The sequence below is a fragment of the Parapedobacter lycopersici genome (assembly GCF_040395035.1).
GTDB lineage: Bacteria > Bacteroidota > Bacteroidia > Sphingobacteriales > Sphingobacteriaceae > Parapedobacter > Parapedobacter lycopersici_A.
In genome coordinates this window covers 22,297-44,843 of the sequence record NZ_JBEBRB010000017.1, presented here as the reverse complement: position 1 = coordinate 44,843, position 22,547 = coordinate 22,297, and the positions used below count along the sequence as shown (strand labels likewise).

The 22,547-nt window shown below is 48.8% G+C and carries 18 protein-coding genes; 13 read left to right on the top strand and 5 right to left on the bottom strand.

Annotation, left to right across the window (positions count from 1 at the left end; genetic code table 11):
• Window positions 1-854, top strand: an 854-nt coding sequence (mnmA, locus tag ABWO75_RS05880; RefSeq protein ID WP_353183528.1) for a tRNA 2-thiouridine(34) synthase MnmA, incomplete at its 5' end; no start/stop codon positions are given.
• A 94-nt stretch (window positions 855-948) separates the two neighbouring features.
• Here the strand turns inward: mnmA and gap are convergent.
• Genes gap through pfkA form a run of 3 tightly spaced genes read right to left on the bottom strand, consistent with a single transcriptional unit; the run spans window position 949 to window position 3,793 of the window.
• The gene (gene gap, locus ABWO75_RS05875; RefSeq protein ID WP_353183526.1) at window positions 949-1,947 is read right to left on the bottom strand and encodes a type I glyceraldehyde-3-phosphate dehydrogenase; all 999 of its coding nucleotides are present in this window, start codon (window positions 1,945-1,947) and stop codon (window positions 949-951) included.
• A gap of 6 nt (window positions 1,948-1,953) precedes the next feature.
• Complete coding sequence (locus ABWO75_RS05870) at window positions 1,954-2,802, bottom strand: hypothetical protein (RefSeq protein WP_353183524.1); 849 nt, start codon at window positions 2,800-2,802, stop codon at window positions 1,954-1,956.
• Between the two features lie 7 nt (window positions 2,803-2,809).
• Window positions 2,810-3,793, bottom strand: coding sequence for a 6-phosphofructokinase (gene pfkA / locus ABWO75_RS05865; RefSeq protein ID WP_353183522.1), 984 nt, complete (start codon window positions 3,791-3,793; stop codon window positions 2,810-2,812).
• A gap of 153 nt (window positions 3,794-3,946) precedes the next feature.
• Between pfkA and ABWO75_RS05860 the strand changes: the two genes are divergently transcribed.
• The 6 genes from ABWO75_RS05860 to ABWO75_RS05835 all read left to right on the top strand — a co-directional run bounded on the left by ABWO75_RS05860 (window position 3,947) and on the right by ABWO75_RS05835 (window position 11,863).
• Window positions 3,947-4,657, top strand: coding sequence for an NUDIX hydrolase (locus tag ABWO75_RS05860; protein WP_353183520.1), 711 nt, complete (start codon window positions 3,947-3,949; stop codon window positions 4,655-4,657).
• A 207-nt stretch (window positions 4,658-4,864) separates the two neighbouring features.
• Complete coding sequence (locus ABWO75_RS05855) at window positions 4,865-5,464, top strand: TetR/AcrR family transcriptional regulator (protein WP_353183518.1); 600 nt, start codon at window positions 4,865-4,867, stop codon at window positions 5,462-5,464.
• A 10-nt stretch (window positions 5,465-5,474) separates the two neighbouring features.
• The gene (locus ABWO75_RS05850; RefSeq protein WP_353183516.1) at window positions 5,475-6,809 is read left to right on the top strand and encodes a TolC family protein; all 1,335 of its coding nucleotides are present in this window, start codon (window positions 5,475-5,477) and stop codon (window positions 6,807-6,809) included.
• 22 nt (window positions 6,810-6,831) lie between these two features.
• Window positions 6,832-7,917 carry an efflux RND transporter periplasmic adaptor subunit gene (locus tag ABWO75_RS05845; protein WP_353183514.1) on the top strand — a complete coding sequence of 362 codons (1,086 nt, stop codon included), beginning with the start codon at window positions 6,832-6,834 and terminating at the stop codon, window positions 7,915-7,917.
• A gap of 43 nt (window positions 7,918-7,960) precedes the next feature.
• Complete coding sequence (locus ABWO75_RS05840) at window positions 7,961-11,131, top strand: efflux RND transporter permease subunit (RefSeq protein WP_353183512.1); 3,171 nt, start codon at window positions 7,961-7,963, stop codon at window positions 11,129-11,131.
• Between the two features lie 165 nt (window positions 11,132-11,296).
• The gene (locus ABWO75_RS05835; RefSeq protein ID WP_353183510.1) at window positions 11,297-11,863 is read left to right on the top strand and encodes a GNAT family N-acetyltransferase; all 567 of its coding nucleotides are present in this window, start codon (window positions 11,297-11,299) and stop codon (window positions 11,861-11,863) included.
• A 77-nt stretch (window positions 11,864-11,940) separates the two neighbouring features.
• Here the strand turns inward: ABWO75_RS05835 and ABWO75_RS05830 are convergent, their stop codons facing one another.
• On the bottom strand, window positions 11,941-12,801 hold the full coding sequence (locus ABWO75_RS05830; RefSeq protein WP_079715896.1) for a sigma-70 family RNA polymerase sigma factor: 861 nt from the start codon (window positions 12,799-12,801) through the stop codon (window positions 11,941-11,943).
• Window positions 12,802-13,016: 215 nt separating this feature from the next.
• Window positions 13,017-13,961, bottom strand: a complete 945-nt coding sequence (gene fmt, locus ABWO75_RS05825; RefSeq protein ID WP_353183507.1) for a methionyl-tRNA formyltransferase — start codon at window positions 13,959-13,961, stop codon at window positions 13,017-13,019.
• Window positions 13,962-14,011: 50 nt separating this feature from the next.
• Between fmt and ABWO75_RS05820 the strand changes: the two genes are divergently transcribed.
• The 6 genes from ABWO75_RS05820 (at window position 14,012) to ABWO75_RS05795 (ending at window position 22,522) form a co-directional block, all read left to right on the top strand.
• Complete coding sequence (locus ABWO75_RS05820) at window positions 14,012-15,232, top strand: ABC transporter permease (RefSeq protein WP_353183505.1); 1,221 nt, start codon at window positions 14,012-14,014, stop codon at window positions 15,230-15,232.
• A 105-nt stretch (window positions 15,233-15,337) separates the two neighbouring features.
• Window positions 15,338-17,467 (top strand): cation:proton antiporter, encoded by a 2,130-nt coding sequence (locus ABWO75_RS05815; RefSeq protein ID WP_353183503.1) that lies wholly within the window; start codon window positions 15,338-15,340, stop codon window positions 17,465-17,467.
• Window positions 17,468-17,483: 16 nt separating this feature from the next.
• Entirely contained in the window at window positions 17,484-18,761 is a 1,278-nt protein-coding gene (gene icd / locus ABWO75_RS05810; RefSeq protein WP_353183501.1) for an NADP-dependent isocitrate dehydrogenase, read from the top strand.
• Window positions 18,762-18,840: 79 nt separating this feature from the next.
• A complete protein-coding gene (locus ABWO75_RS05805) occupies window positions 18,841-20,208 on the top strand; it encodes a sigma-54-dependent transcriptional regulator (RefSeq protein WP_353183499.1) in 1,368 nt (455 codons plus the stop codon).
• Between the two features lie 216 nt (window positions 20,209-20,424).
• A complete protein-coding gene (serC, locus tag ABWO75_RS05800) occupies window positions 20,425-21,492 on the top strand; it encodes a 3-phosphoserine/phosphohydroxythreonine transaminase (protein ID WP_353183497.1) in 1,068 nt (355 codons plus the stop codon).
• A gap of 82 nt (window positions 21,493-21,574) precedes the next feature.
• A complete protein-coding gene (locus ABWO75_RS05795; protein ID WP_353183495.1) occupies window positions 21,575-22,522 on the top strand; it encodes a D-2-hydroxyacid dehydrogenase in 948 nt (315 codons plus the stop codon).
• Window positions 22,523-22,547: the final 25 nt, after the last annotated feature.

Here is a 22,547-nt window from a genome sequence, read left to right as displayed (position 1 = left end):
GTGAGTTTGGCGATTTCGTTATCGATAACTTTGTGGAAGAATACCTGGCTGGCCGTACACCGAATCCCTGTGTGTTATGCAACACACATATCAAATGGGAAGCGTTGTTAAAGCGTGCCGACAAACTCGACTGCGAGTTCATCGCGACGGGCCATTATGCTAATATCCGCCAGCTGACAGAAACCGGCCGCTATGTCATTTCCAAGGGAAAAGATGTCCACAAGGACCAATCTTATGTGCTTTGGGGAGTGTCACAGGAAAACCTCGCGCGTACCCAATTCCCTCTTGGTAGTTTCACCAAAGCCGAAATAAGGCAAATGGCAGCTGAAATGGGCCAATTGGAGCTAGCCAATAAATCAGAAAGCTATGAGATCTGTTTTGTGCCGGATAATGATTATCGATCATTCCTGCGCCACCGGGTGGAAGACATTGACGAACGGATAGGGGCGGGGAACTTTGTGTTGACTGATGGTACGGTAGTAGGCAAACATCAGGGGTATCCATATTATACGGTAGGCCAGCGTAAAGGATTGGGCATCGCCTTGGGCAGGCCGGTATTCGTAACCCGGATTCTACCCGAAAGCAATACCGTAGTATTGGGAGAGGAGCACGACCTGCAACGGCAGGAAGCGTATGTGAAACAGGTAAATCTGGTGAAATATGCAGCAATTGAACAGCCCCTTGAGGCGGTCACTAAAATCCGCTACAAAGATGCGGGCATGAACAGTACCATTGTACAGGAAGACGGGAAAATGCGGGTAGATTTCCATCATGCGGTCAAGGGCATTGCTCCCGGTCAATCTGCCGTGTTTTACGAGGGAGACGACCTATTGGGCGGTGGCTTTTTAATGTGATCCGCCCCGCTATCGACAGACGATATAACATCCTATTGTAATAAAACGGGCGCCGGCTATTAACGGGCGCCCGTTTCGTGAGTTAAACGGTTAACTACTTAAGTTTACCTGCCAGTTCAACCAAGTCAACCAGCTTGTTGGAATAACCCCATTCGTTGTCGTACCACGACACTACTTTAACAAATTGGTCGCTCAGTGCAATACCTGCTTTCGCGTCAAAGATAGAAGTACGCGGATCGCCTTTGAAATCTTCCGAAACCACGTCATCTTCGGTATAGCCCAAAATGCCTTTTAATTCACCTTCAGCTGCTTCCTTGAAGACCTTTTTGATTTCTTCGTAAGTTGTGGGTTTGGCCAGCCGGACCGTAAGATCCACCACCGATACGTCGGGTACCGGTACGCGGAAGGACATACCGGTCAGCTTTCCCTTCAATTCCGGCAACACGAGGCCCACTGCCTTGGCCGCACCGGTTGAAGACGGAATAATATTCTGGTATGCACCACGGCCACCGCGCCAGTCCTTCACGGATGGGCCGTCTACTGTCTTTTGCGTAGCGGTAACTGCGTGGATAGTACTCATCAAACCTTCAACGATACCAAAATTATCATGCAGCACCTTGGCTAACGGAGCAAGGCAGTTGGTAGTGCAGGATGCGTTGGATACGATGTGCTGGTCAGCCCGGAGCTCTTTGTGATTCACCCCCATAACGAATGTCGGTGTATCGTCTTTTGCGGGGGCCGACATCACTACCTTTTTAGCGCCGGCATCAATATGTTTCTGTGCCGTTTCTTTCGTCAGGAATAACCCGGTTGACTCGATGATCACTTCTGCACCTACTTCGTTCCACTTCAAATTTGCCGGATCTTTTTCGGCAGTTACACGAATGGTTTTTCCATTAACAATCAGGTTGCCATCTTTTGCTTCCACTGTACCGTCAAATCGTCCATGAGTAGAGTCATACGCTAACATGTATGCCATATAATCCGGTTCCACCAGGTCGTTGATGCCAACAATTTCGACATCAGGGCGGTTAACTGCGGCTCTGAATGCTAAACGGCCTATCCGGCCGAATCCGTTGATTCCAATTTTCATTTTATCTCAGTTTTTATTTAAATAGTATTTCAATAAATTGTGTATGGGTTCTTTAATGACCGTTCCGATCTGAATATCGTATCGATCAGCCACCTCGCGTAGCCATTCTTCATAACCCGCGGCGACACTTCCGGTAAAATTAACCATCGCATTGGGGTATTGTTTTTTCAGCGGCACCAGGTAAGTTTCAAAATACAACTTAAATCCACGGTATATGGTCTTTTTGATAAACCGGTGTCGACGGTTTTCAAGCACAAAATCAGCAAATGACGTAAGAAACAATGCAGGATTCACCTGATGGTAAACCTTATCGAGGATTATCTTCCGGTCAAGCGGATAACGGGCGACGAATTTTTCACGCAGGTCGGCAGGAATCGTTTCGTTCAGGAAGCTTTTGAGCAGGATGCGCCCGATCCAATTGGCTGAGCCTTCGTCGGCCAGGATATACCCCAGTCCGTACTCATTATCCAAGGTCCTTCTCCCGGTAAAGTAGGCCGCATTCGCCCCGCTACCCAGAATGCCGATCAGGCCCTTTCCATCACCGAAGGTGGAAATTGCCGAGGCTTTGGCATCCGAGTCTACCTGCACCTTAGCATTCCTGAAAAACCGGCTTAATACCAAGGCAATCTTTTCTTTTCGATCACGTGATGACGAGCCTGCACCGAAAAAATAAATCCGGCGGATTCGTTCGGCGTAGTTTATTAAGCTGTTGTTCTTGTTTAGCAGCTGCAGGATAAACCGTTCATCGTGCAGGTACGGGTTAATACCCATGGTCCGGAACCCGGTTATAATTTTCCCCTTCTCGGCTAACCGCCAGTCTGCAAATCTTGAACCGCTGAATACAACCGCTATCATACTTTATTTAAATCGCCAACACTTTTACCATTTCGAGCATATCTTTCTCCAGTTTCACCGCCTTATTACTCAATGCTTCCGTAAGCGGTGTCGACGTAATTTTATTGCCCTGTATCCCCACCATGATCCGTGTTTCGCCTGCCAGCAGCTGCCGTACTGCCGCGAATCCGAGCCTGCTGGCCAGTACACGGTCAAAGCTGCTCGGTGAGCCGCCCCGCTGCAGGTGTCCGAGGATCGTGACTTTGGTGTCGTAAAAATCAAACCGGGCCTTCACCTCCCGAGCAACATGGTATGCACCACCATTTTTTTCACCTTCCGCCACAATGACAATTGTCGATGATTTATTACTGCTGGCAGCGAGTGAAAGCTGGTCACAAAGTGCTTCAATAGCCGTTTCCTTTTCAGGTAGCAAAATAGCCTCCGCTCCGCCGGCAATACCTGCGTTTAGCGCAATGCAGCCTGAATCACGCCCCATCACCTCGACAAAAAACAGCCGGTCATGCGAAGCGGCTGTATCCCGTATTTTGTCAATGGCTTCAATCACCGTATTCGTTGCCGTGTCATAACCAAGGGTAAAATCGGTGCCATATAAATCATTGTCGATGGTGCCCGGCACGCATACCACCGGGATGTCGTGCTCCCGCGAGAAGACCTCCGCACCCGTAAATGTGCCGTCTCCGCCAATTGCAATCAATGCATCGATCCCGGCTGCCCGGATATGTTCATACGCCTGTTTGCGGCCTTCGGGCGACTGGAAGTCGCGGCATCTTGCAGTCTTCAGAATAGTACCTCCCAACTGGATGATATTACTGACCGACCGGCTATTCATTTCCGAGAAATTACGGTCGATCATCCCCTGGTAACCGTGGTAAATACCCATGACCGACAGCCCATCGTGCAATGCAGTACGCACGGCCGAACGGATACAGGCATTCATGCCTGGCGCATCGCCCCCTGAAGTAAATATGCCTACTTTGTTAATGCCTTGCACTTTTCTGATTTATCTTATGTAATTTAGCAGTACGAATATAGTGTGTATTTATTACACTATGGTCATCTTTGCGAAATTATTTTTCGCGTTTTGTGTGGTTTGGCAAGCAAATTTAACGAATTTTGGTCAATTAATAAACAAATAGTCAAAGCTTTGCAATCAAATTTACCCCATTTACAATCGACGTTTACCACAGACTGTGTGATCTTTGGGTTTCACGAAGGTGAATTAAAGGTATTACTCATTGAACGCAATGAATATCCGTTTAAGGGATGGTGGGCGCTTCCGGGCTTTTTTGTGGAACATAATGAGACCATTGACGATGCCGTCAAGCGTATCCTCTATGAACATACCGGCCTGACCGGAATATACATGGAGCAACTCTATACTTTTGGCGGCCTGAAGCGCCATCCGCAGGGAAGAATCATAACCGTTGCGTATTATGCGCTGCTTCGCCTCGACGACTTAAAAAGCCGGCCGGTACCCATTACCGATTTTGCCCGGCAGGCGGTCTGGCACCCGCTTAACGATTTACCCGAACTTGCCTTTGACCACCGGCATATCATCGACAAAAGCATGGCGAAGGTACGGCGTAAAATCAGTTACAGTCCGATTGCGTTTGAACTCCTGCCGGAGAAGTTTACGCTGACCCAGTTGCAGCAGCTGTATGAAGCGATCTGGGGGAGAAAACTGGATAAACGGAATTTTCGCAAAAAGATGCTAAATTACAACATCCTGAAAGAGCTTCCTGAATTCCAGCGTGGGGTTTCTTACCGTGCCGCTCGTCTGTATCGACTCGATAAGCGGAAATATGCCCGGGTTTTCCAGAATGAAATGACCTTTTCACGGGAAACGAACGGGTGATCCAAATCCGTTTCTGTAACTATTTTTCCTTTCTTTTTATAAGGCTGCCATAGGGTTGACAGTACATATTATTATTTTGTAATGGAATTGTCATAAGACCATAGTGATTCGGCCATGTCTGCTATTTGCTTGGTTTGTTGGATTTTTAATTTTACTTTTGACCCGTTTTAAAAAATAGTCAAATGGTAAAATGGTAAGAATATAATCGTGGACGATAAGAAGAAGCAGATAATCAGTGCAGCGCTGAAGCGCTTTTCGCACTTTGGCATCACCAAAACCTCGATGAGTGAGATCGCAGAAGATTTAAAGCTGTCAAAGGCGAATTTATATTATTATTTCCCCGATAAATTTTCATTGATCGAGGCAATCGGTGATATGATTATGGATGAGAGCCAACAGGCGGTGGACGAGGCTCTTCACGATATTGAAGGTACATTAAATCTATTGTATCACATGCTGGATATCAAGAAGGCATACTTGCTAAAATATCATATGCTTATTCTGGATCTGCACGAGGTCAATATCAACGATGAACGGATGGCCTCACTGGCAAAGCGGATGTTTAACCGCGAAGTGGGAACGATTTCAAAAATCCTGAAAAAAGGTATGGAAAACGGCGAACTTGTAACATTGGACGCTCAGGTTACGTCTGAACTGTATGTTTCGATGAACCGCGGACTGGCAATGTTCTGTAGCAATATGCTGCCTAACCCGGTGATGGAAAAGGAGGAAATAGTGTCCGTCATCAACCGGCAAAGACAGGTTGCCGAAATCATGATCAATGGCATTAAACGTAAATCAGCATAAGTAAGTATATATGAAAATAAGAATAGGTTTAATTCTATGGCTGGCAGGTTTCTTATTTGCCACCCCGTTATTGGCCCAGCAACCGGTTACCCTAAAAGAGGCGTTAAATTATGCATTGGCGCATAGCGAGTCGATCAAAAAAGCCCAGCTGGATGTGGAGGGCGGCCGTCATCAGGTAGCGGAAGTCCGCGCATCGGCACTTCCCCAGATCGAAGGTACTGCCGCATTAAATTACAACCCGGTCATCGGCAAATTGGTCTTTGCCGGACAATCGGTAACCATCGGCCAGCCCTGGGATTCGCGTGTCGGTGCCCAGTTAAGCCAGCAGGTATTCAATCAGCAGGTGTTTACCGGACTGAGGGCTGCAAAAACGACAGCCGACTTTTATGCGTTGAGTGCCGCCCTTACGGAAGAACAGGTAATCGAACTTGTTGCCACTAATTATTACCAGGTACTGGTTACACGTGAGCAGCTGAGCGTCATTGACACCAACCTGAAAAATATCCGGGTGATTAACGAAATTGTATCTACACAATATGCCAATGGCCTCGCCAAGAAGATAGATGTGGACCGCATTAAGGTAAACATCACGAATCTTGAAAACCAACGGCAGGAATTGGTTAATGCTATTGTTATGCTGGAGAATCAGCTAAAATATTCCATGGGAATGCCGATTGAGACGGCTATTACCCTGCCCGAAACGGAATTAAAGGAGATACCCAATGCACTGGATTTTCCGGATAATCCCGGCCGCGTAAATAGCCTGTTGGAAATGCAAGTGATGAATAAGCAGCTGGAACTGCTGGATTTGCAATACAAGGCCTACAAAGCGGAGTATTTTCCCACATTGGCCTTGGTGAGCAATTACAGCTATACGGCCATGTCTGATCGGTTCAATTACCTGTACAAAAGCTCGGAAGATCCCATGGCCGCTCGGTTCGGTTCCATGTTAATCGGACTTAACTTGCGCGTTCCGATTTTTAACGGATTCGCTACCCGGGCGCGCATGGGTAAGGCCAAAGTCGATTACCTGAAGGCGGAGCAGGACCTGCGCAATACCCGGCAATCGCTTAACCTTGCGCACGAAAATGCCAAGATCCAGCTGAAAAATGCATTGAATACTATCCAATCGCAGCGTGAAAACGTACAGCTGGCCCAGGAAGTTTATGTGAGCACACAGAACAATTACAACAATGGACTGGCCCCGTTAACCGACCTGCTGGATACCGAGAATGCACTGACAGAAGCCCAAAACAGCTATACACAGGCGTTGCTAAATTACCGCATAGCGGAGATTCAGCTTAAAAAGGCAAACGGAAATATTAAATCATTAATAAACGAATAAATCATCATCACCTATAAATTATATGAAACGGATAATTAGTACCATCATTGTAGTCATTGGGCTACTGGCCCTCATCGGATGGGTGTTAAGTAAAAATAAGGCCGAGAATGACGCAAAAACCGCGGTGGTGGCCGAGTCTGGCGGTGCAATCGTGGTTAAGGCAGCCAAGGTAAGCCGGCAGCCTCTCGTACTTGATTTTTCAGCCAATGGCAATTTCGCGGCTAACCAGGACCTGCTTCTCAAATCAGAGGTCAGCGGACGGGTGACGCGCATTTTGGTAAAAGAGGGATCACGGGTAAGCCGGGGCCAGGTATTGGCGCTGGTTGACCCTGAAATCATCAACCTCGACAAACAGGCTGCGGAAGAAGCTCTTCAAAAGCTGAAAACGGATCACGCGCGGTATAAAAGTTCTTTTGAAACCGGTGGCGTAACACGTGCACAGCTTGACGACATCGAGTTGCAGCTGCGGAATGCCGAGATCCGGCTGCAACAGGCCAATCGCCGCGTGCAGGATGCCAGCATCAAGTCACCCATTAACGGCATCATCAATCGCCGGGATATTGAAGTAGGTGCATACTTGTCGGCCGGAACCGAACTTTTCGAGATTGTAGATCTTTCGCAATTGAAGCTGGAAGTAACGGCTAACGAAACCCAGGTAGTCAACCTGAAAGTGGGCGACAAGGTAACCATCGTCAGCTCGGTGTTTCCGGACAGGGAATTCTCTGGCACAATCAGTTTTATTGCGGCCAAGGCAGACAATACACTGAACTACCCGGTCGAGATTACCGTGGATAACAGCGCATCCGCTGAGCTAAAAGCAGGTATGTACGCCACAGCACACTTTAAATTCCCGCAACAGGATCCAGCGATTCTGATTCCCCGCGGCGCGTTTGTGGGTGGCGTCAACAGCAACCAGGTATATATGCTGAGTGCCGACAGTACCGCAAGTGTCCGCCAGGTTGTAGCCGGCCGGATTTTCGGTGAAGAAGTGGAAATATTGCGGGGGCTGGAAGAAGGGGAAACGGTCATCACCAGCGGACAGATCAACCTGGTGGATGGCGCGAAAGTGCAAGCGCAGTCGGATTCAACAGCCGCGGCTGGCCAATAATAAATAACGAGATCAGGTTTCTAATCTCCTCATATCTTAAATCATGAAGATAGCAGAAATATCGATAAAACGTCCATCCATTGTCATCGTGGTATTTACCGTGCTGACGTTGCTTGGAATCATGAGCTATTTCTCGTTGAACTACGAGTTGCTCCCTAAATTCTCACCCAGCGTGGTGTCCATCACTACGGTTTATCCGGGGGCTTCGCCCAGTGAGGTGGAAAACACCGTAACCAAGAAAATCGAAGATGCGGTGGCTTCGCTGGAAAACATCAAAAAACTGGACGCGACCTCGTTTGAAAGTCTCTCGCTGGTAATTATTGAATTGAATAGCGGTACGGATGTTGACTACTCGCTCAACGATGCACAGCGCAAGGTAAATGCGATTTTATCTGAGCTGCCGGACGATGCCGAGGCACCTTCTTTGGCCAAGTTTTCGATGGACGACCTGCCCATCGTGTCGTTGGCAGCCACGGGAAACCTCGATGGTGCCGCATTTTATGATTTGGTCGACAAGCGCATCCAACCCGTATTGTCACGGGTGCCGGGCGTTGCCCAGGTAAATCTCATCGGCGGCCAGGAACGCGAAATCCAGGTTAGTATTGATGCGTCCAAACTGGAAGGGTACGGACTGTCCATCATGCAGGTACAGCAAGCGGTGCTGACATCCAACCTGGACTTCCCTACGGGTAGCGTAAAAACCCAGAACCAGGATATCCTGGTCCGTCTTGCAGGCAAATACAAATCCGTTGAGGAATTGCGCAACCTGGTGATCGCCACGACACCAACGGGGGCACAGGTACGTATCCGCGATGTCGCCGACGTACAGGATACCCAGAAAGATGTTGAAAAAATTGCACGGGTGGATCAACGCAGTGCCTTGCTTATCCAGATACTGAAGCAATCCGATGCCAATGCGGTGGAAGTAAGCCGCGGTACGCAGGAAACCATCGCACAGTTGATGAAAACCTACGAAAAAGAAGGGTTAAACATCGAAATCGCCAATGATAGTTCGACATATACCCTGGAATCGGCCAATGCGGTTATATTTGACCTGTTTCTGGCTGTGCTGCTGGTGGCTGTGGTTATGCTATTTTTCCTGCATAGCCTTCGGAACGCGGTAATTGTTATGGTGGCCATTCCGGCATCGTTGATTGCTACATTTATTGGCATTAACTTATTCGGGTATACACTGAACCTGATGTCACTCCTCGGCCTGTCACTGGTTGTGGGTATCCTTGTAGACGATGCGATTGTGGTGATTGAAAATATTTACCGCCACATGGAGATGGGCAAAAACAAGGTCAGGGCCTCTTTTGACGCAGCCAAGGAAATTGGTTTTACCGTTATTTCCATTACGATGGTTATTGTGGTGGTTTTCCTTCCTATCGCAATAAGTACCGGTATGGTATCCGATATCCTTCGGGAATTCTGCGTAGTGGTCGTGATTGCCACATTGCTCAGTTTGGTGGCTTCGTTTACCATCGTGCCTTTGTTAACCTCGCGTTATGGTAAATTGGAGCGCGTTTCTGACAAAAACATTTTCGGGCGTTTCATTCTCTGGTTTGAAAACCAGCTGCATCGGTTTACCCATTGGGTTACCGGCGTATTGAAATGGGCGCTTAATCATAAATTCATAACACTGTCATTGGTATCGGTGCTGTTGTTTGCGTCGTTCGGACTGGTAGCAGGTGGCTTCATCGGCGGCGAGTTCTTCGCGCAGGGCGACCGGGGTGAATTCCTGGTTCAGATCGAGATGCCTAAAGATGCATCCATTGAACAGACCAACCAAATGACACGCAGGGCCGAGAAATTTATCGGTTCCAAACCGGAAGTACTTTCGCTGATCACCACCGTAGGACAATCCAATGATGGTTTTGTAGGTACACAGGCAACGGCCTATAAATCGGAGATTACCGTTAAATTGGTGGGACGGGAAGACCGGGAAGATCCCAGTAATATCTACGCGGCAAAATTGAAGCGCGAACTGGAAAAGGTATTGGTAGGGGCCAAGATTAAGACTGTTCCCATCAGTATCGTCGGTTTCGCTGAACAGGCACCATTGGAAATGGTGGTCATCGGTTCTGACCTGGATAGCGTGTTAACTTATGCAGAAGCCGTGCTGGACCGGGTAAGGAAGATTCCGGGCACTTCCGAAGCTAAACTTTCAGTTGAAGGTGGTACGCCGGAAATCACGGTGGAAGTAGACCGCGATAAAATGGCTGCGCTCGGATTGAACCTGCAGACTGTCGGTGGTACCATGCAAACGGCGTTTAATGGAAATACAGATGGTAAATTCCGGTCGGGTGAGTATGAATACGACATCAATATCCGTTTCGACGACTACGATCGTAAGAACGTGGAGGACGTGAGAAACCTTCCGTTTACCAATACCGCAGGGCAGCTGATCCGGTTGTCACAATTTGCTTCCATACGCGAGGGGTCTGGTCCCAGCCAGTTGGAACGCCGCGACAAAAGCACATCCGTAAAAGTACAGTCCCAGGTAGTCGGCCGTCCGGTGAGCGCGATAGCCGCCGATCTGGAAAGCCAGCTTTCTGACATCCCGACACCGGGTGGAGTCAGCTATGTATGGAGCGGTGACATGGAACAGCAGTCTGAAGGGTTTGGTACATTGGGAATCGCGTTGCTGGCTTCGATATTGCTGGTATATTTCATCATGGTAGCACTTTATGACAGCTTTGTTTATCCGTTTGTCGTGATGTTCTCCATTCCTTTATCCATTATCGGTGCATTATTGGCGCTGGCGTTGACCAATAATACCCTGAATATATTTACCATACTTGGTTTGATTATGCTAATCGGTCTGGTTGCGAAAAACGCAATTATCCTGGTAGACTTTACCAACCACCTGAAGGCGGAAGGCAAGACTACCCGTGAAGCGCTGATTCTAGCCAATCAGGCCCGGCTGCGGCCCATCCTGATGACCACCATCGCCATGGTATTCGGGATGTTCCCGATCGCTATTGCTACCGGTCCGAGTGCCGAGTGGAAAAACGGTCTGGCCTGGGTCATCATCGGTGGTCTGCTGAGCTCGCTCTTCCTGACACTGATTGTAGTGCCTGTGATTTATCAGATTACAGATAATATCCTGCATCGTTTGGGACTTGACAAAAAAGGCCGTCCAATCGAAGAATTGATGGTGGAAGAATATGTGCATAAAGAGGTGAAGGAATACGATGAGGAACCCGTTTAGGATTTTGGTGATTTGATTTAATATGTTAGCGAGCCTGCCGGGAATCCGGCAGGCTCGTTTTTTTGCGTTGTCGTATTTACCCCTCAAAAATGTCTTATTCACCCATTCGGCGCCAGCGGATTGTGCCTTATGTTTGTATGACTGGTAAAACAACTCAATAACCGGATGATGGAGCTGTTATTCACATTAGGTAAAAAAAGCAGGGGATCCGGGGGGAGCCCGGATCCATACCGTGGCGGCGACCGGTTTACGGACCTGTATGAAGCCCATACGCTTTCGGACCAGCGGTTAATCCTGAAGGTACTGACACAGCATGATGCTGAACAGTTCTTTGCGCTTTACCGGCGGGTTCAGCAAGATGCCGTGGGGCAGCACGAGGACGCAGGACAATTTGCGCAACGGATTGCGGCCAAATGCGAGATGATCTGGACTATCCGCTTGGCCGGGCAGCCCGACATCATCATTGGCGACTGTGCGCTGCACGGCTGGGATGCATCGGCGCGTGAATTGGCTTTTGGAGGGTCGTTGTTTCCCGAATATCAAGGCCAGCAGGTGATGGGAGATGCTTTTTCATTAGTGGCTGCATTTGCCCGTGTCGGGTACAGCGCAAAATCCATGATCTGCCGCACGTCGGCGGGGAACCTCCGGGCAATCCGCTTTGCCGAGAAACACGGATTTACACCTTGTCATTTGACAGCTGACTCCGTTGTATTAAGAAAGGTGCTGGCGTGATCGGTTAATTCCAATAAAAAAACGCCGGTGATTGTCACCGGCGTTCCGTATTGTTGTTGTTTGCCTGCTTGTACCGGTTATCCCAGGTACGATTTCAGGATTCGGCTACGCGAGGTATGGCGTAACCGCTGCAATGCTTTGTCTTTGATCTGACGTACGCGCTCACGCGTGAGATTGAATTTTTCCCCGATCTCCTCGAGTGATAGCTGGTGATTGGAACCCAAGCCGAAAAACAGGACAATAATTTCCCGTTCCCTTTCGGTTAATGTGGCAAGCGAACGCTTGATCTCTTCAGAGAGGGATTCGTCAATTAAGGTGCTGTCGGTGTCCGGATCGGTATTTTCCAGTACATCCAGCAGCGTATTTTCCTCTCCCTGAACAAAAGGCGCATCCATGGACACATGACGTCCCGAATTGCTTAGCGTATCTGACACTTTGTCAACCGTGGTTTCCAGGATATCCGCCAGTTCCTCCGGAGAGGGCTCACGTTCGTATTCCTGTTCCAGCTTGGAAAACGCTTTACTGATCTTGCTGAGCGATCCAACCTGGTTCAACGGCAACCGGACAATACGGGATTGCTCGGCTATAGCCTGCAGGATTGACTGGCGGATCCACCAGACTGCGTAGGAAATGAATTTAAACCCCTTCGTTTCATCAAAGCGCTTAGCAGCTTTAATAAGACCCAGGTTTCCCTCATTAATCAGGTCGCCAAGCGTAAGTCCCTGATTTTGATATTGCTTGGCTACGGATACCACAAAGCGTAAATTGGTCTTTGTCAATCGTTCCAGTGCTGCCTGATCGCCCTCCCTGATTTTTTGGGCCAGGATCACCTCTTCTTCGGCCGTGATTAAATCTACTTTACCAATCTCGTGCAGGTACTTGTCCAACGACTGCGACTCCCTGTTGGTAATGGATTGTGTAATTTTGAGCTGTCTCATCTAAACTATTAAATACCTTTCTCTATAAAAAGTTTGCAAAACTACGACTTTTATACCATATATAACTGTTTTTTTAGGAAAAAGTTGCCTGATTTAGAGGAAATTATCGTGTGCGTTTGCTATTTTTTACTCCTCAAAAAACGTTCCAAAATCAATAAATAAGATAGGATTGACAGTTAACTGACATATGGTGCTTCCCGGCAGCAGTTCTATCCTTAATCAATGCGGAATCCACGTAAAAATTCGCCAACAGACATGCGTTTTTTCCCTTCGATCTGCAATTCAAGCACATCAATGTATCCGTCTGTACATGCAAACTTAAGAAATGACTTTCCGTCGGTTTCGTATAAACCAGGCGCACTTGATGGTGTTGTTTCTACTTTACGGGTTTTAAAAAGTTTCAATGTTTTTCCGCCGAGGGTGGTAAATGCTGCAGGGTAGGGGCTAAGGCCCCTGATCAGGTTATACACCTCGGCCACTGGTTTCTGCCAGTTGATACGGCAGTCATCCTTGAATATTTTCGGCGCATGTTTCAACGGTTGATCATGCAGGCTGTCCTGTGAAATCGGTTTCGTACTGCCGGAGGCAATGGCATCAACGGTGTCGACCAGCAGGCTCGCACCGACGGTCATCAGCTTATCATGCAATATGCCCGCCGTGTCATCCGCTCCGATCGCTACTTTTTCCGCAAACAGGATATTTCCGGTGTCAATTTCATGCTGCAGCAGAAATGTGGTTACGCCGCTCTCCGTTTCGCCCTGCATAACGGCATGGTTAATTGGCGCTGCCCCGCGGTACTGGGGAAGGAGCGAGGCGTGGAGGTTGACTGTACCCCTTGGCGGCATATTCCACACTACCTCGGGTAACATGCGGAATGCAACAACAACCTGCAGATCGGCCCCAAATGATCTCAGCGCATTAAGAAAATCCGGATCACGTAATTTTTCCGGCTGCAACACCGGAAGCTGTCTTTCCAGTGCATATTTTTTAACCGCCGATTGCTGCAGCAGCTGACCGCGTCCGGCCGGTTTGTCCGGGGCAGTGACAACCGCCACTACCCGATGGGCAGTGTCCAGCAACGCGGTGAGCGATGCCACCGCAAAATCCGGGGTTCCCATAAATACAATCCGCAGGGGAGGGATTACTTCGCTTGTTTGCATACTCAACTTATTCCTTACCTTTGCGAAGGTACAAATTATATTGATCAGGCTTGAATTTCCCCTATTTTGTAGCGAAAAGAATTACAGTTACCGGTAAGCGGACTTTTTCCAAACTTATCGTGCAGGTAGCGATCGGTGCGATTGCGCTCGGTGTAGCAGCCATGCTGCTGTCAATTGCTGTACTCAAGGGCTTCAAAGGAGAGGTCACGGCCAAGCAGCGCGGTTTTTTCGGGGATATTACGCTCAGTAAATACGACCTGAATGCATCCTATGAATCTTCCCCCTTCCACCTGCGCGAAGACCTGACGAAGGAATTAACGGGTATTTCAGGCGTATCTTCCATTCACCACTATGCGACTAAAGCGGGCATCATCAACGTCAACGAAGAAGTAGAGGGTGTGTTGCTCAAAGGAATTGACGCCACATACGACCAGCGGTATATCGCCCGGATGCTTGTATCCGGCAAGCCGATTGATTTTTCGGACAGCACTCGCGCCGCCAACCAGGTCCTGATTTCAAAATTCATTGCAGACCGCCTGCAGCTGCAGGTAGATGACGACTTCATCATGTATTTTGTACAGGAACCGATCCGGCGGCGTAAATTTGTGATTGCCGGCATATACAATACGGGGGTGGAGGAACTTGACCAGGTATACATTATCGGTTCGCTGCCATTAATTCGTCGGTTGAACAACTGGAATGCGGATGACGTGGGCGGGTATGAACTATCCATCGCCGATTTTGACAGGATTCAGCAGCTTACGGCCGTAGTACAGGATCGCCTACCCATTGATGTTCAAGCCGTCAGTGTGCGGGAACAGCTCCCGCAGATTTTCCAATGGCTGGATTTGCTTGATGTAAATACGGTTGTTATTCTGATCTTAATGATGGTCGTCGCCGTCGTCAACATGATCTCTGCACTGCTGATCATTATTCTGGAACGCACCGCGATGATCGGGATATTTAAGGCGCTGGGTTATACTAACGGCGGAATCCGACGGATATTTCTGTATAACGCTGCTTATCTTGTAGGTATCGGCCTGTTGCTGGGCAATATATTAGGGCTCGGCCTCTATTTTTTCCAGGATTACACTCATTATTTTAAATTGGACGAAGCATCGTATTACGTATCCTATGTACCTGTTGATATTGATGCATTTGACGTTATAGCATTGAACCTGGGCATCGCGGCCATCGCATTGCTTGTGCTCCTAATCCCCTCGTATCTCATTAGCAGAATCAGTCCGATCAAAGCCATCCAATTCCGCTAATACAACGGGAATTTAGCAAAACAGGCACCGGAAAACAGCTTATTTTACTATCTTTGAAACAAGCTTGGCCGCGCGTGCGGTTTTTTGAATAGAATGCAATAATCTATGGCCAATACCATTTTCGACCATTTAAGCCATGCGTTTGAAACGCCCCTAAGCAACCCGGTGCTTATTTTTTCCCTGATCCTGCTGATTATTCTACTGTCTCCGATACTTTTACGCCGCATTAAAATCCCGGGGATTATCGGGCTTATTCTATCGGGTGTTGTTATTGGACCGCACGGACTCAATGTACTCGAACGGAATTCAGCGGTTGACCTTTTTTCCACCATCGGATTGCTTTACATCATGTTTATTGCCGGGTTGGAGCTTGACATGAATGAGTTCAGGAAAACCAGGCATAAGAGTGTGTTATTCGGGTTCTTAACCTTTGCCATACCCATCTTAATCGGCTACCCCGTATGCTATTACATACTTGGATACGATATGCTGGCAAGTACCATGATATCCAGCATGTTTGCCACGCACACCCTTGTCGCTTACCCCGTAGTGAACAGCTATGGCATATCAAAAAATGAAGCAGTAGCCATTACCATTGGCGGTACCATCCTTACGGATACCGCCGTATTGATTATTCTTGCAGTTGTAGTCGGTGCTTCCCAAGGTGTGCTGAGCCAGCAGTTCTGGATAAACATCGGGGTTTCCTTCGCGATTTTTCTGCTGATTATGTTCGGTGTCATTCCGCGGATTGCGAAATGGTTTTTCCAGAAGGTAGAAGGAGAAAAAACGGCACATTATATCTTCGTGCTTTCCGTGGTCTTTTTCGCCGCATTCTTGGCAGAGTTGGCCGGTCTGGAACATATTATCGGTGCCTTCGTTGCCGGATTGGCATTGAACAAACTGATCCCGCATTCTTCCGCGCTGATGAACCGTATTGAATTTATCGGCAATGCCATTTTCATTCCCTTTTTCCTGATCAGTGTAGGGATGATTGTAGACACCAGCGTACTGCTTCAGGGTCCTGCTGCACTGATTATCGCCGCTACGCTGACCGTGGTTGCGATATGCAGCAAGTGGATTGCGGCGTGGTTTACACAGCTGGTGTTTAATTATTCGGGAGCCCAGCGGCAGGTAATTTTTGGATTAAGCAGCGCTCATGCGGCAGCAACCCTGGCAGTGATTATGGTAGGATACCGTTATGAAGTCATTGACGAAAACGTATTGAACGGAACCATCGTATTGATCCTGGTCACCTGTATTGTGGCCTCGTTGGTTACGGAAGCAGCGTCGAAAAAAGTGGTGCTGGCGGGCGATCAAGACACCGTGACGAGCGAACGGAATGTGGCTCGGGAAGAACAGCTGATGCTGCCGATAGCCAACCTGAATAACATGGAATCGCTCCTTGATTTCTCCATATTGATTAAAAGCAAGCGTTCGCCCCACCCGGTAACCCTGCTAACCGTGGTGCCCAACAATGAGCTGGCCGAACAGAACCTGAAACGGGCACGGAAAAACCTGGACTCCACGGCGAAATACGCCTCCGGCAGTGAAACCGAGGTAAGTATGATGGCTACCATTGACCATAACGTAGCCAGTGGAATCAGTCGGGCCGCACGGGAAGTGAGTGCCGATGGAATTCTGCTTGGCTGGCCCAGCAAGCCCGGCATCATTGAAAAAATGGTGGGAGAGAAAACGGAGAGTATCCTGAACCAGACCGATGCCAACCTTTTTATGTGCCAGGTAGATAAGCCGCTGATCGGACAGAAACGAATCACCCTGTTCTGCCCGCCGTTGTTCGAATCAGAGCTTGGCTTTTCCTTTTGCATGGAAAAAATCTTGCGGCTTTCACAGGAGTTAACGATCCCTGTTCTCTGCGTTGCCGATGCACGCACCCAAAGGGCGGTTTCGGAATATCTGGAAGTTCACAAAACCAGTACGCGCATGCTGTACGAGAATTACGACGGCTGGGACGATTTAAGCGGATTAAGACAGTTTGCCAAAGATAACGACCTGATTATATTTGTTTCGGCGCGCCAGGGTGAAGTATCCTATCGGCATTCTTTTGACGGAATCGCCAAAAAACTGGGCAAGGTATATGCTCCGTACAACCGTATTCTGATTTTCCCGAGCCGGAGGGCCGGATATTCATTGGACGAATATGAAGACGTTTCCACCGCACCTATTTTACAGCGGATCGGACGGGGTATAGGCAATATCTTCACGAAAGAAAAATAAGACACACATACGACATATGGAAGCAGCAAGCATAACCAAAACTGAACACGGCGCCCTCCAGGTCCCCGCGCATGTGATCATTCCCTTTATTATCGGCGACGGAATCGGCCCGGATATCTGGCGGGCATCGGTACGTGTATTTGATGCCGCCGTGGAGTTGGCATATGGCGGGGCACGCCGGATTACCTGGAAAGAAGTGCTGGCCGGCGAAAAGGCATACCGGGAAACAGGAGAGTGGCTTCCGCAGGCAACACTTGACACCATATCAAAGCATCTGGTAGCTATCAAAGGTCCGCTTACTACTCCCATTGGCGGCGGAATCCGGTCATTAAACGTGGCCATTCGCGCGGCACTTGATCTTTATGTATGCCAGCGCCCGACGCGGTGGTTTCCGGGCGTGCCTTCGCCCGTAAAGCATCCGGAATATGTGGATATGGTCATCTTCAGGGAGAATACGGAAGATATTTATACCGGTATTGAATTTTCCGCTGGTTCAGCGGAAGCCAGGAAAGTCGGCCGCTTTTTACAGGACGAAATGGAGGTGGATTACACGTTTACGGCTACCACGGCAATTGGCATTAAAACCGTTTCAGAAGAAGGATCCAAACGGTTGGTGCGCGCGGCTATTGAACATGCGATCCAGCAGCACCGTCCATCGGTTGCGTTGGTACATAAGGGAAACATCATGAAATTTACCGAAGGCGCATTTAAAAACTGGGGCTATGAAGTAGCCGAAACGGAGTTTGCCGATCAAACCTACACCTGGGCACAATGGGAACGGACGAAAGCCGCATCAGGAGAGGCCAGCGCAAATGCCGAACAGGAAAAAGCAGTTGCATCGGGCAAGGTAATTATCAAAGATGTCATTGCCGACAATTTTTTACAGCAAATATTGCTGAATCCGAGGGATTATTCCGTTATTGCCACCTTGAATCTGAATGGCGACTACATCTCTGATGCACTGGCAGCGATTGTTGGCGGCATCGGCATTGCACCGGGAGCCAATATCAATTACAAAACAGGCCATGCCGTATTTGAAGCTACGCACGGCACGGCACCGCGGTTTGCAGACACGGATAGCATGAACCCCTCTTCGGTCATTCTCAGCGGCGTTATGATGCTGGAATATATGGGATGGGCCGAGGCAGCCACCCTCATTGTTAACGGGTTGCAGGAGACGATTCTCCAAAAAACCGTGACAGTCGATTTTTTCAATCAGATGGAAGGCGGAAAGTTATTGAAGACCAGTGCATTCGGAGATGAAATTATTCGTCACATGAATGCATTGATTTGATCCGGTCCGTAAAATAAAAACCGGCTTTGGCCGTTCGATATACTAAAACAGATACGTAACACGATAATCATTAAATCCCATGGCCGAAATTCTGCTGGTGGAAGACGACACCACGTTTGCTGCGATACTTGAAAACTTTCTCAAAAAGAAAGGGTTTGGGGTGACGGTCAAGTACAGTGTGAAAGGCGGTATCGAAGCACTTAAACACGGTACGTTTCATTTGATATTACTGGATTACCGCCTGGGTGACGGGGTCGGGCTCGACGTGCTGGACGCCCTGCGGGACCGCAACCAGTTTATTCCGTCCATTATCATGACCAGCTTCAACGATGTCCGTACGGCCGTGCGTGCCATCCGGCAGGGGGTTTTTGACTACATCACCAAACCGGTTAATCCCGATGAGCTGCTCATGGTAGTCAATGAAGCGTTAGCGGAAAAAACAACGGAAAATAAGCGTGCAACCGCACGGTTGAATAAGGAAACGGAAGTTCCGGAAGGGACAGACTTTGTGGAAGGCACCACGTCGGCCGCCAAAAAGCTGCATGAATATATCGCCCTGGTGGCGCCGACGGACATGTCCGTGCTGATCCGCGGCGAGAGCGGAACTGGCAAGGAATATGTGGCCCGGTCAATCCACCGCATGAGTAAACGCGCAGATCAGCCTTTTGTATCGATCGACTGTGGCACACTGTCCAAGGAATTGGCTTCAAGCGAGCTGTTCGGACACATTAAAGGGTCCTTCACCGGCGCCTTAAATGATAAAACAGGCCAGTTTGTCGAAGCTTCAGGCGGCACACTTTTTTTGGATGAAATCGGGAACCTGTCTTATGAAGTCCAGGTCAAACTATTACGGGCATTGCAGGAAAAAGTAATTCAGCCGGTGGGCGCCAATAAGACCATCAGCGTCGATGTGCGGGTGATTGCCGCTACAAACGAAGATCTATTGGGAAGCGGCAAATTCAGGGAAGACCTGTATCACCGGATCAATGAATTTGAAATTATCGTTCCTGCGCTCCGTGACCGCCGTGGGGATTTCCGGCAATTTGTGGATTTCTTTGTTAATAAAGCCAACGAGGAGCTTGGCCGATCGGTTACCGAACTATCACCGGAGGTACAGGAGATCTTTGACACCTACGACTGGCCCGGTAACCTCAGGGAGCTCAAGAACATCATCAAACGGATGGTGCTGCTGTCGCCTTCCACAACCGCAGAACTGGCGGCGTTGCCCGAAGAAATGGTGTTTGCCATCCGAAACCAGCCCGCCGATACGCAGCCCGTTGCGACAGCCGATAACCCTGACCTGCGGCTACACAGTGAGATACACGAGCGCAAGCTGATTATGGACGTCTTGCAAAAAGCCAAATACAACAAAAGCAAAGCGGCCCAAATGCTGAATATCGACCGTAAAACATTGTATAATAAGATGGAAAAATACGGTATCGAGTAGCAAGTTCCGGCATTATCGGACCGATACCTGTAATGTTTTCATCGATATTCTACTATTGTTGAATATTTTACAACATATTATTAATATCATTAAATGATTAATAATATAATTGCTAATTTTGCTGCCTAATAGCAAGGGCGGGAGATCATGCTAATCCGACAATGATCCAGGCCGGCCCACATAAGACATTTCAAACAATAAATACCATAGCGATCAATGAAACATAATTTTGGAGCAGGACCCTGTATTTTACCCCAGGAAGTTTTTCAGGAAGCTTCGCAGGCGGTACTGGATTTTAATGGTACCGGATTATCTATTTTAGAAATCTCGCACCGGAGCAAGGAATTCGATGCGGTAATTGTGGAAACGGAGCAGCTTATCCGTGAACTGCTTTCGGTGCCCCAGGGACATGCCATACTGTTCCTGCAGGGTGGCGCCAGCACGCAGTTTGCCATGGTGCCGATGAACCTGTTACCGGAAGGGGGCAAAGCAGCTTACCTGGATACCGGTACATGGGCAAGCAAGGCCATTAAGGAAGCGAAAAAAATAGGGGAGGTAGCCGTCGTTGCGTCATCTTCAGATGCCAATTACAATTACATCCCGAAAGCGTATTCCGTACCGTCAGATGCGGCGTATTTCCATTACACCTCCAACAACACCATTTATGGGACGGAGATCTTTGAAACACCCAAAACCAATGTTCCCATCGTTGCCGACATGTCATCCGACATCCTGAGCCGTAACATCAATGTGGCGGATTTCGGGCTGATCTATGCCGGTGCCCAAAAAAATATGGGGCCTGCCGGTGTAACACTGGCGATTGTAAAAGAGGAGTTATTGGGCAAAACCGGCCGCACGCTGCCTACCATATTTGACTACCAGCCCCATATCGCGGCAAAATCCCTGTATAACACGCCTCCTGTATATTCCATCTATGTTTCGATGCTTAATCTCCGCTGGCTGAAGAAAAAAGGCGGCCTGGATGTCATTGAACAGGAGAACATCATCAAAGCACGGACACTGTACGATGAGATCGAACGCAATCCGCTGTTTAAAGGAACTGCAGTTGCCGAAGACCGGTCGCGGATGAACGTGACGTTCGTAACGGAGGATAAAGCACATGAGGCTGCTTTTCTGGAATTAGCCAATGCTCGTGGACTGATTGGACTGAAAGGACACCGCAGTGTCGGAGGTTTCCGTGCATCCATCTATAATGCATTGAGCATTACCGGGGTAAACGCACTGGTAGACGCCATGCAGGAATTTGAAGAACAGCACAAGTAGCAGCGTTTCCGTTGCCTTATTTAATGCATTAGCTCACCGTGGCATGCCGCGCAGGCATTGCCCGTAAAATCGTACATTCAACATGAAAATATTAGCAAACGACGGGATTGATCCATTGGGTAAATCATTATTGGAAAAAGCCGGATTCACGGTGGACACCGAACATATTCCACAGGATCAATTAGCCGAAAAGCTTCCGGCCTACGATGCCATTACAGTCCGTAGTGCCACCAAAGTAAGAAAAGAACTGATTGATGGATGCCCGAACCTGAAATTGATCGGCCGGGGTGGTGTGGGAATGGATAACATTGACGTGGATTATGCCCGTTCCAAGGGAATCGCCGTAGTAAACACGCCGGCGGCATCCTCACTTTCCGTTGCCGAATTGGTATTTGCACACTTGCTTAGCGGCGTGCGGTTTTTATACGATTCCCAAAGGAAAATGCCGGTTGAGGGCGATACCAATTTCGGCGGCCTGAAAAAAGCCTATGCCAAAGGCGTGGAGCTGCGGGGCAAGACACTGGGCATCGTCGGTATCGGCCGTATCGGACGGGAAACGGCAAAGGTAGGCCTGGGATTGGGTATGGATGTTATCGTCAGCGATCTCTCTGAAGCACCTGCCAGTCTGCCGGTAACCTTATCCGGTGGCATTACCGTGGATGTGCCCATTAAGCAAGTGCCGCTGGAAGAACTGCTGCGGAATGCCGATTTTATCTCGCTGCACGTACCATTTACGGACAAGCCGGTGATCGGTGCGGCCGAATTCGAATTGCTGAAACCAGGTGTCGGATTGGTTAATGCTGCCCGCGGCGGTGTAATTGACGAAGAAGCACTGATTGCAGCATTGAATGCCGGTAAAGTCGCTTTTGCGGGACTGGACGTATTTGATAACGAACCTACGCCACGAAAGGAGCTGCTTACTCATCCTAAAGTGTCGCTTACACCGCATATCGGTGCAGCTACGGGAGAAGCTCAGGAGCGGATCGGCGAAGAGCTGGCCAACCTGATCATCGCACAGTTAACGAAATAAATACTTCTTTTTCAGCGCAAGCGGA

What these genes read in the sequence shown, in the direction of transcription:
- gap (WP_353183526.1), bottom strand. Translation starts at nt 1,947, where the DNA reads ATGAAAATTGGAATCAACGGATTCGGCCGGATAGGCCGTTTAGCATTC.
- ABWO75_RS05870 (WP_353183524.1), bottom strand. Translation starts at nt 2,802, where the DNA reads ATGATAGCGGTTGTATTCAGCGGTTCAAGATTTGCAGACTGGCGGTTA.
- ABWO75_RS05850 (WP_353183516.1), top strand. Translation starts at nt 5,475, where the DNA reads ATGAAAATAAGAATAGGTTTAATTCTATGGCTGGCAGGTTTCTTATTT.
- ABWO75_RS05845 (WP_353183514.1), top strand. Translation starts at nt 6,832, where the DNA reads ATGAAACGGATAATTAGTACCATCATTGTAGTCATTGGGCTACTGGCC.
- ABWO75_RS05840 (WP_353183512.1), top strand. Translation starts at nt 7,961, where the DNA reads ATGAAGATAGCAGAAATATCGATAAAACGTCCATCCATTGTCATCGTG.
- ABWO75_RS05835 (WP_353183510.1), top strand. Translation starts at nt 11,297, where the DNA reads ATGATGGAGCTGTTATTCACATTAGGTAAAAAAAGCAGGGGATCCGGG.
- ABWO75_RS05830 (WP_079715896.1), bottom strand. Translation starts at nt 12,801, where the DNA reads ATGAGACAGCTCAAAATTACACAATCCATTACCAACAGGGAGTCGCAG.
- fmt (WP_353183507.1), bottom strand. Translation starts at nt 13,961, where the DNA reads ATGCAAACAAGCGAAGTAATCCCTCCCCTGCGGATTGTATTTATGGGA.
- ABWO75_RS05815 (WP_353183503.1), top strand. Translation starts at nt 15,338, where the DNA reads ATGGCCAATACCATTTTCGACCATTTAAGCCATGCGTTTGAAACGCCC.
- icd (WP_353183501.1), top strand. Translation starts at nt 17,484, where the DNA reads ATGGAAGCAGCAAGCATAACCAAAACTGAACACGGCGCCCTCCAGGTC.
- ABWO75_RS05805 (WP_353183499.1), top strand. Translation starts at nt 18,841, where the DNA reads ATGGCCGAAATTCTGCTGGTGGAAGACGACACCACGTTTGCTGCGATA.
- serC (WP_353183497.1), top strand. Translation starts at nt 20,425, where the DNA reads ATGAAACATAATTTTGGAGCAGGACCCTGTATTTTACCCCAGGAAGTT.
- ABWO75_RS05795 (WP_353183495.1), top strand. Translation starts at nt 21,575, where the DNA reads ATGAAAATATTAGCAAACGACGGGATTGATCCATTGGGTAAATCATTA.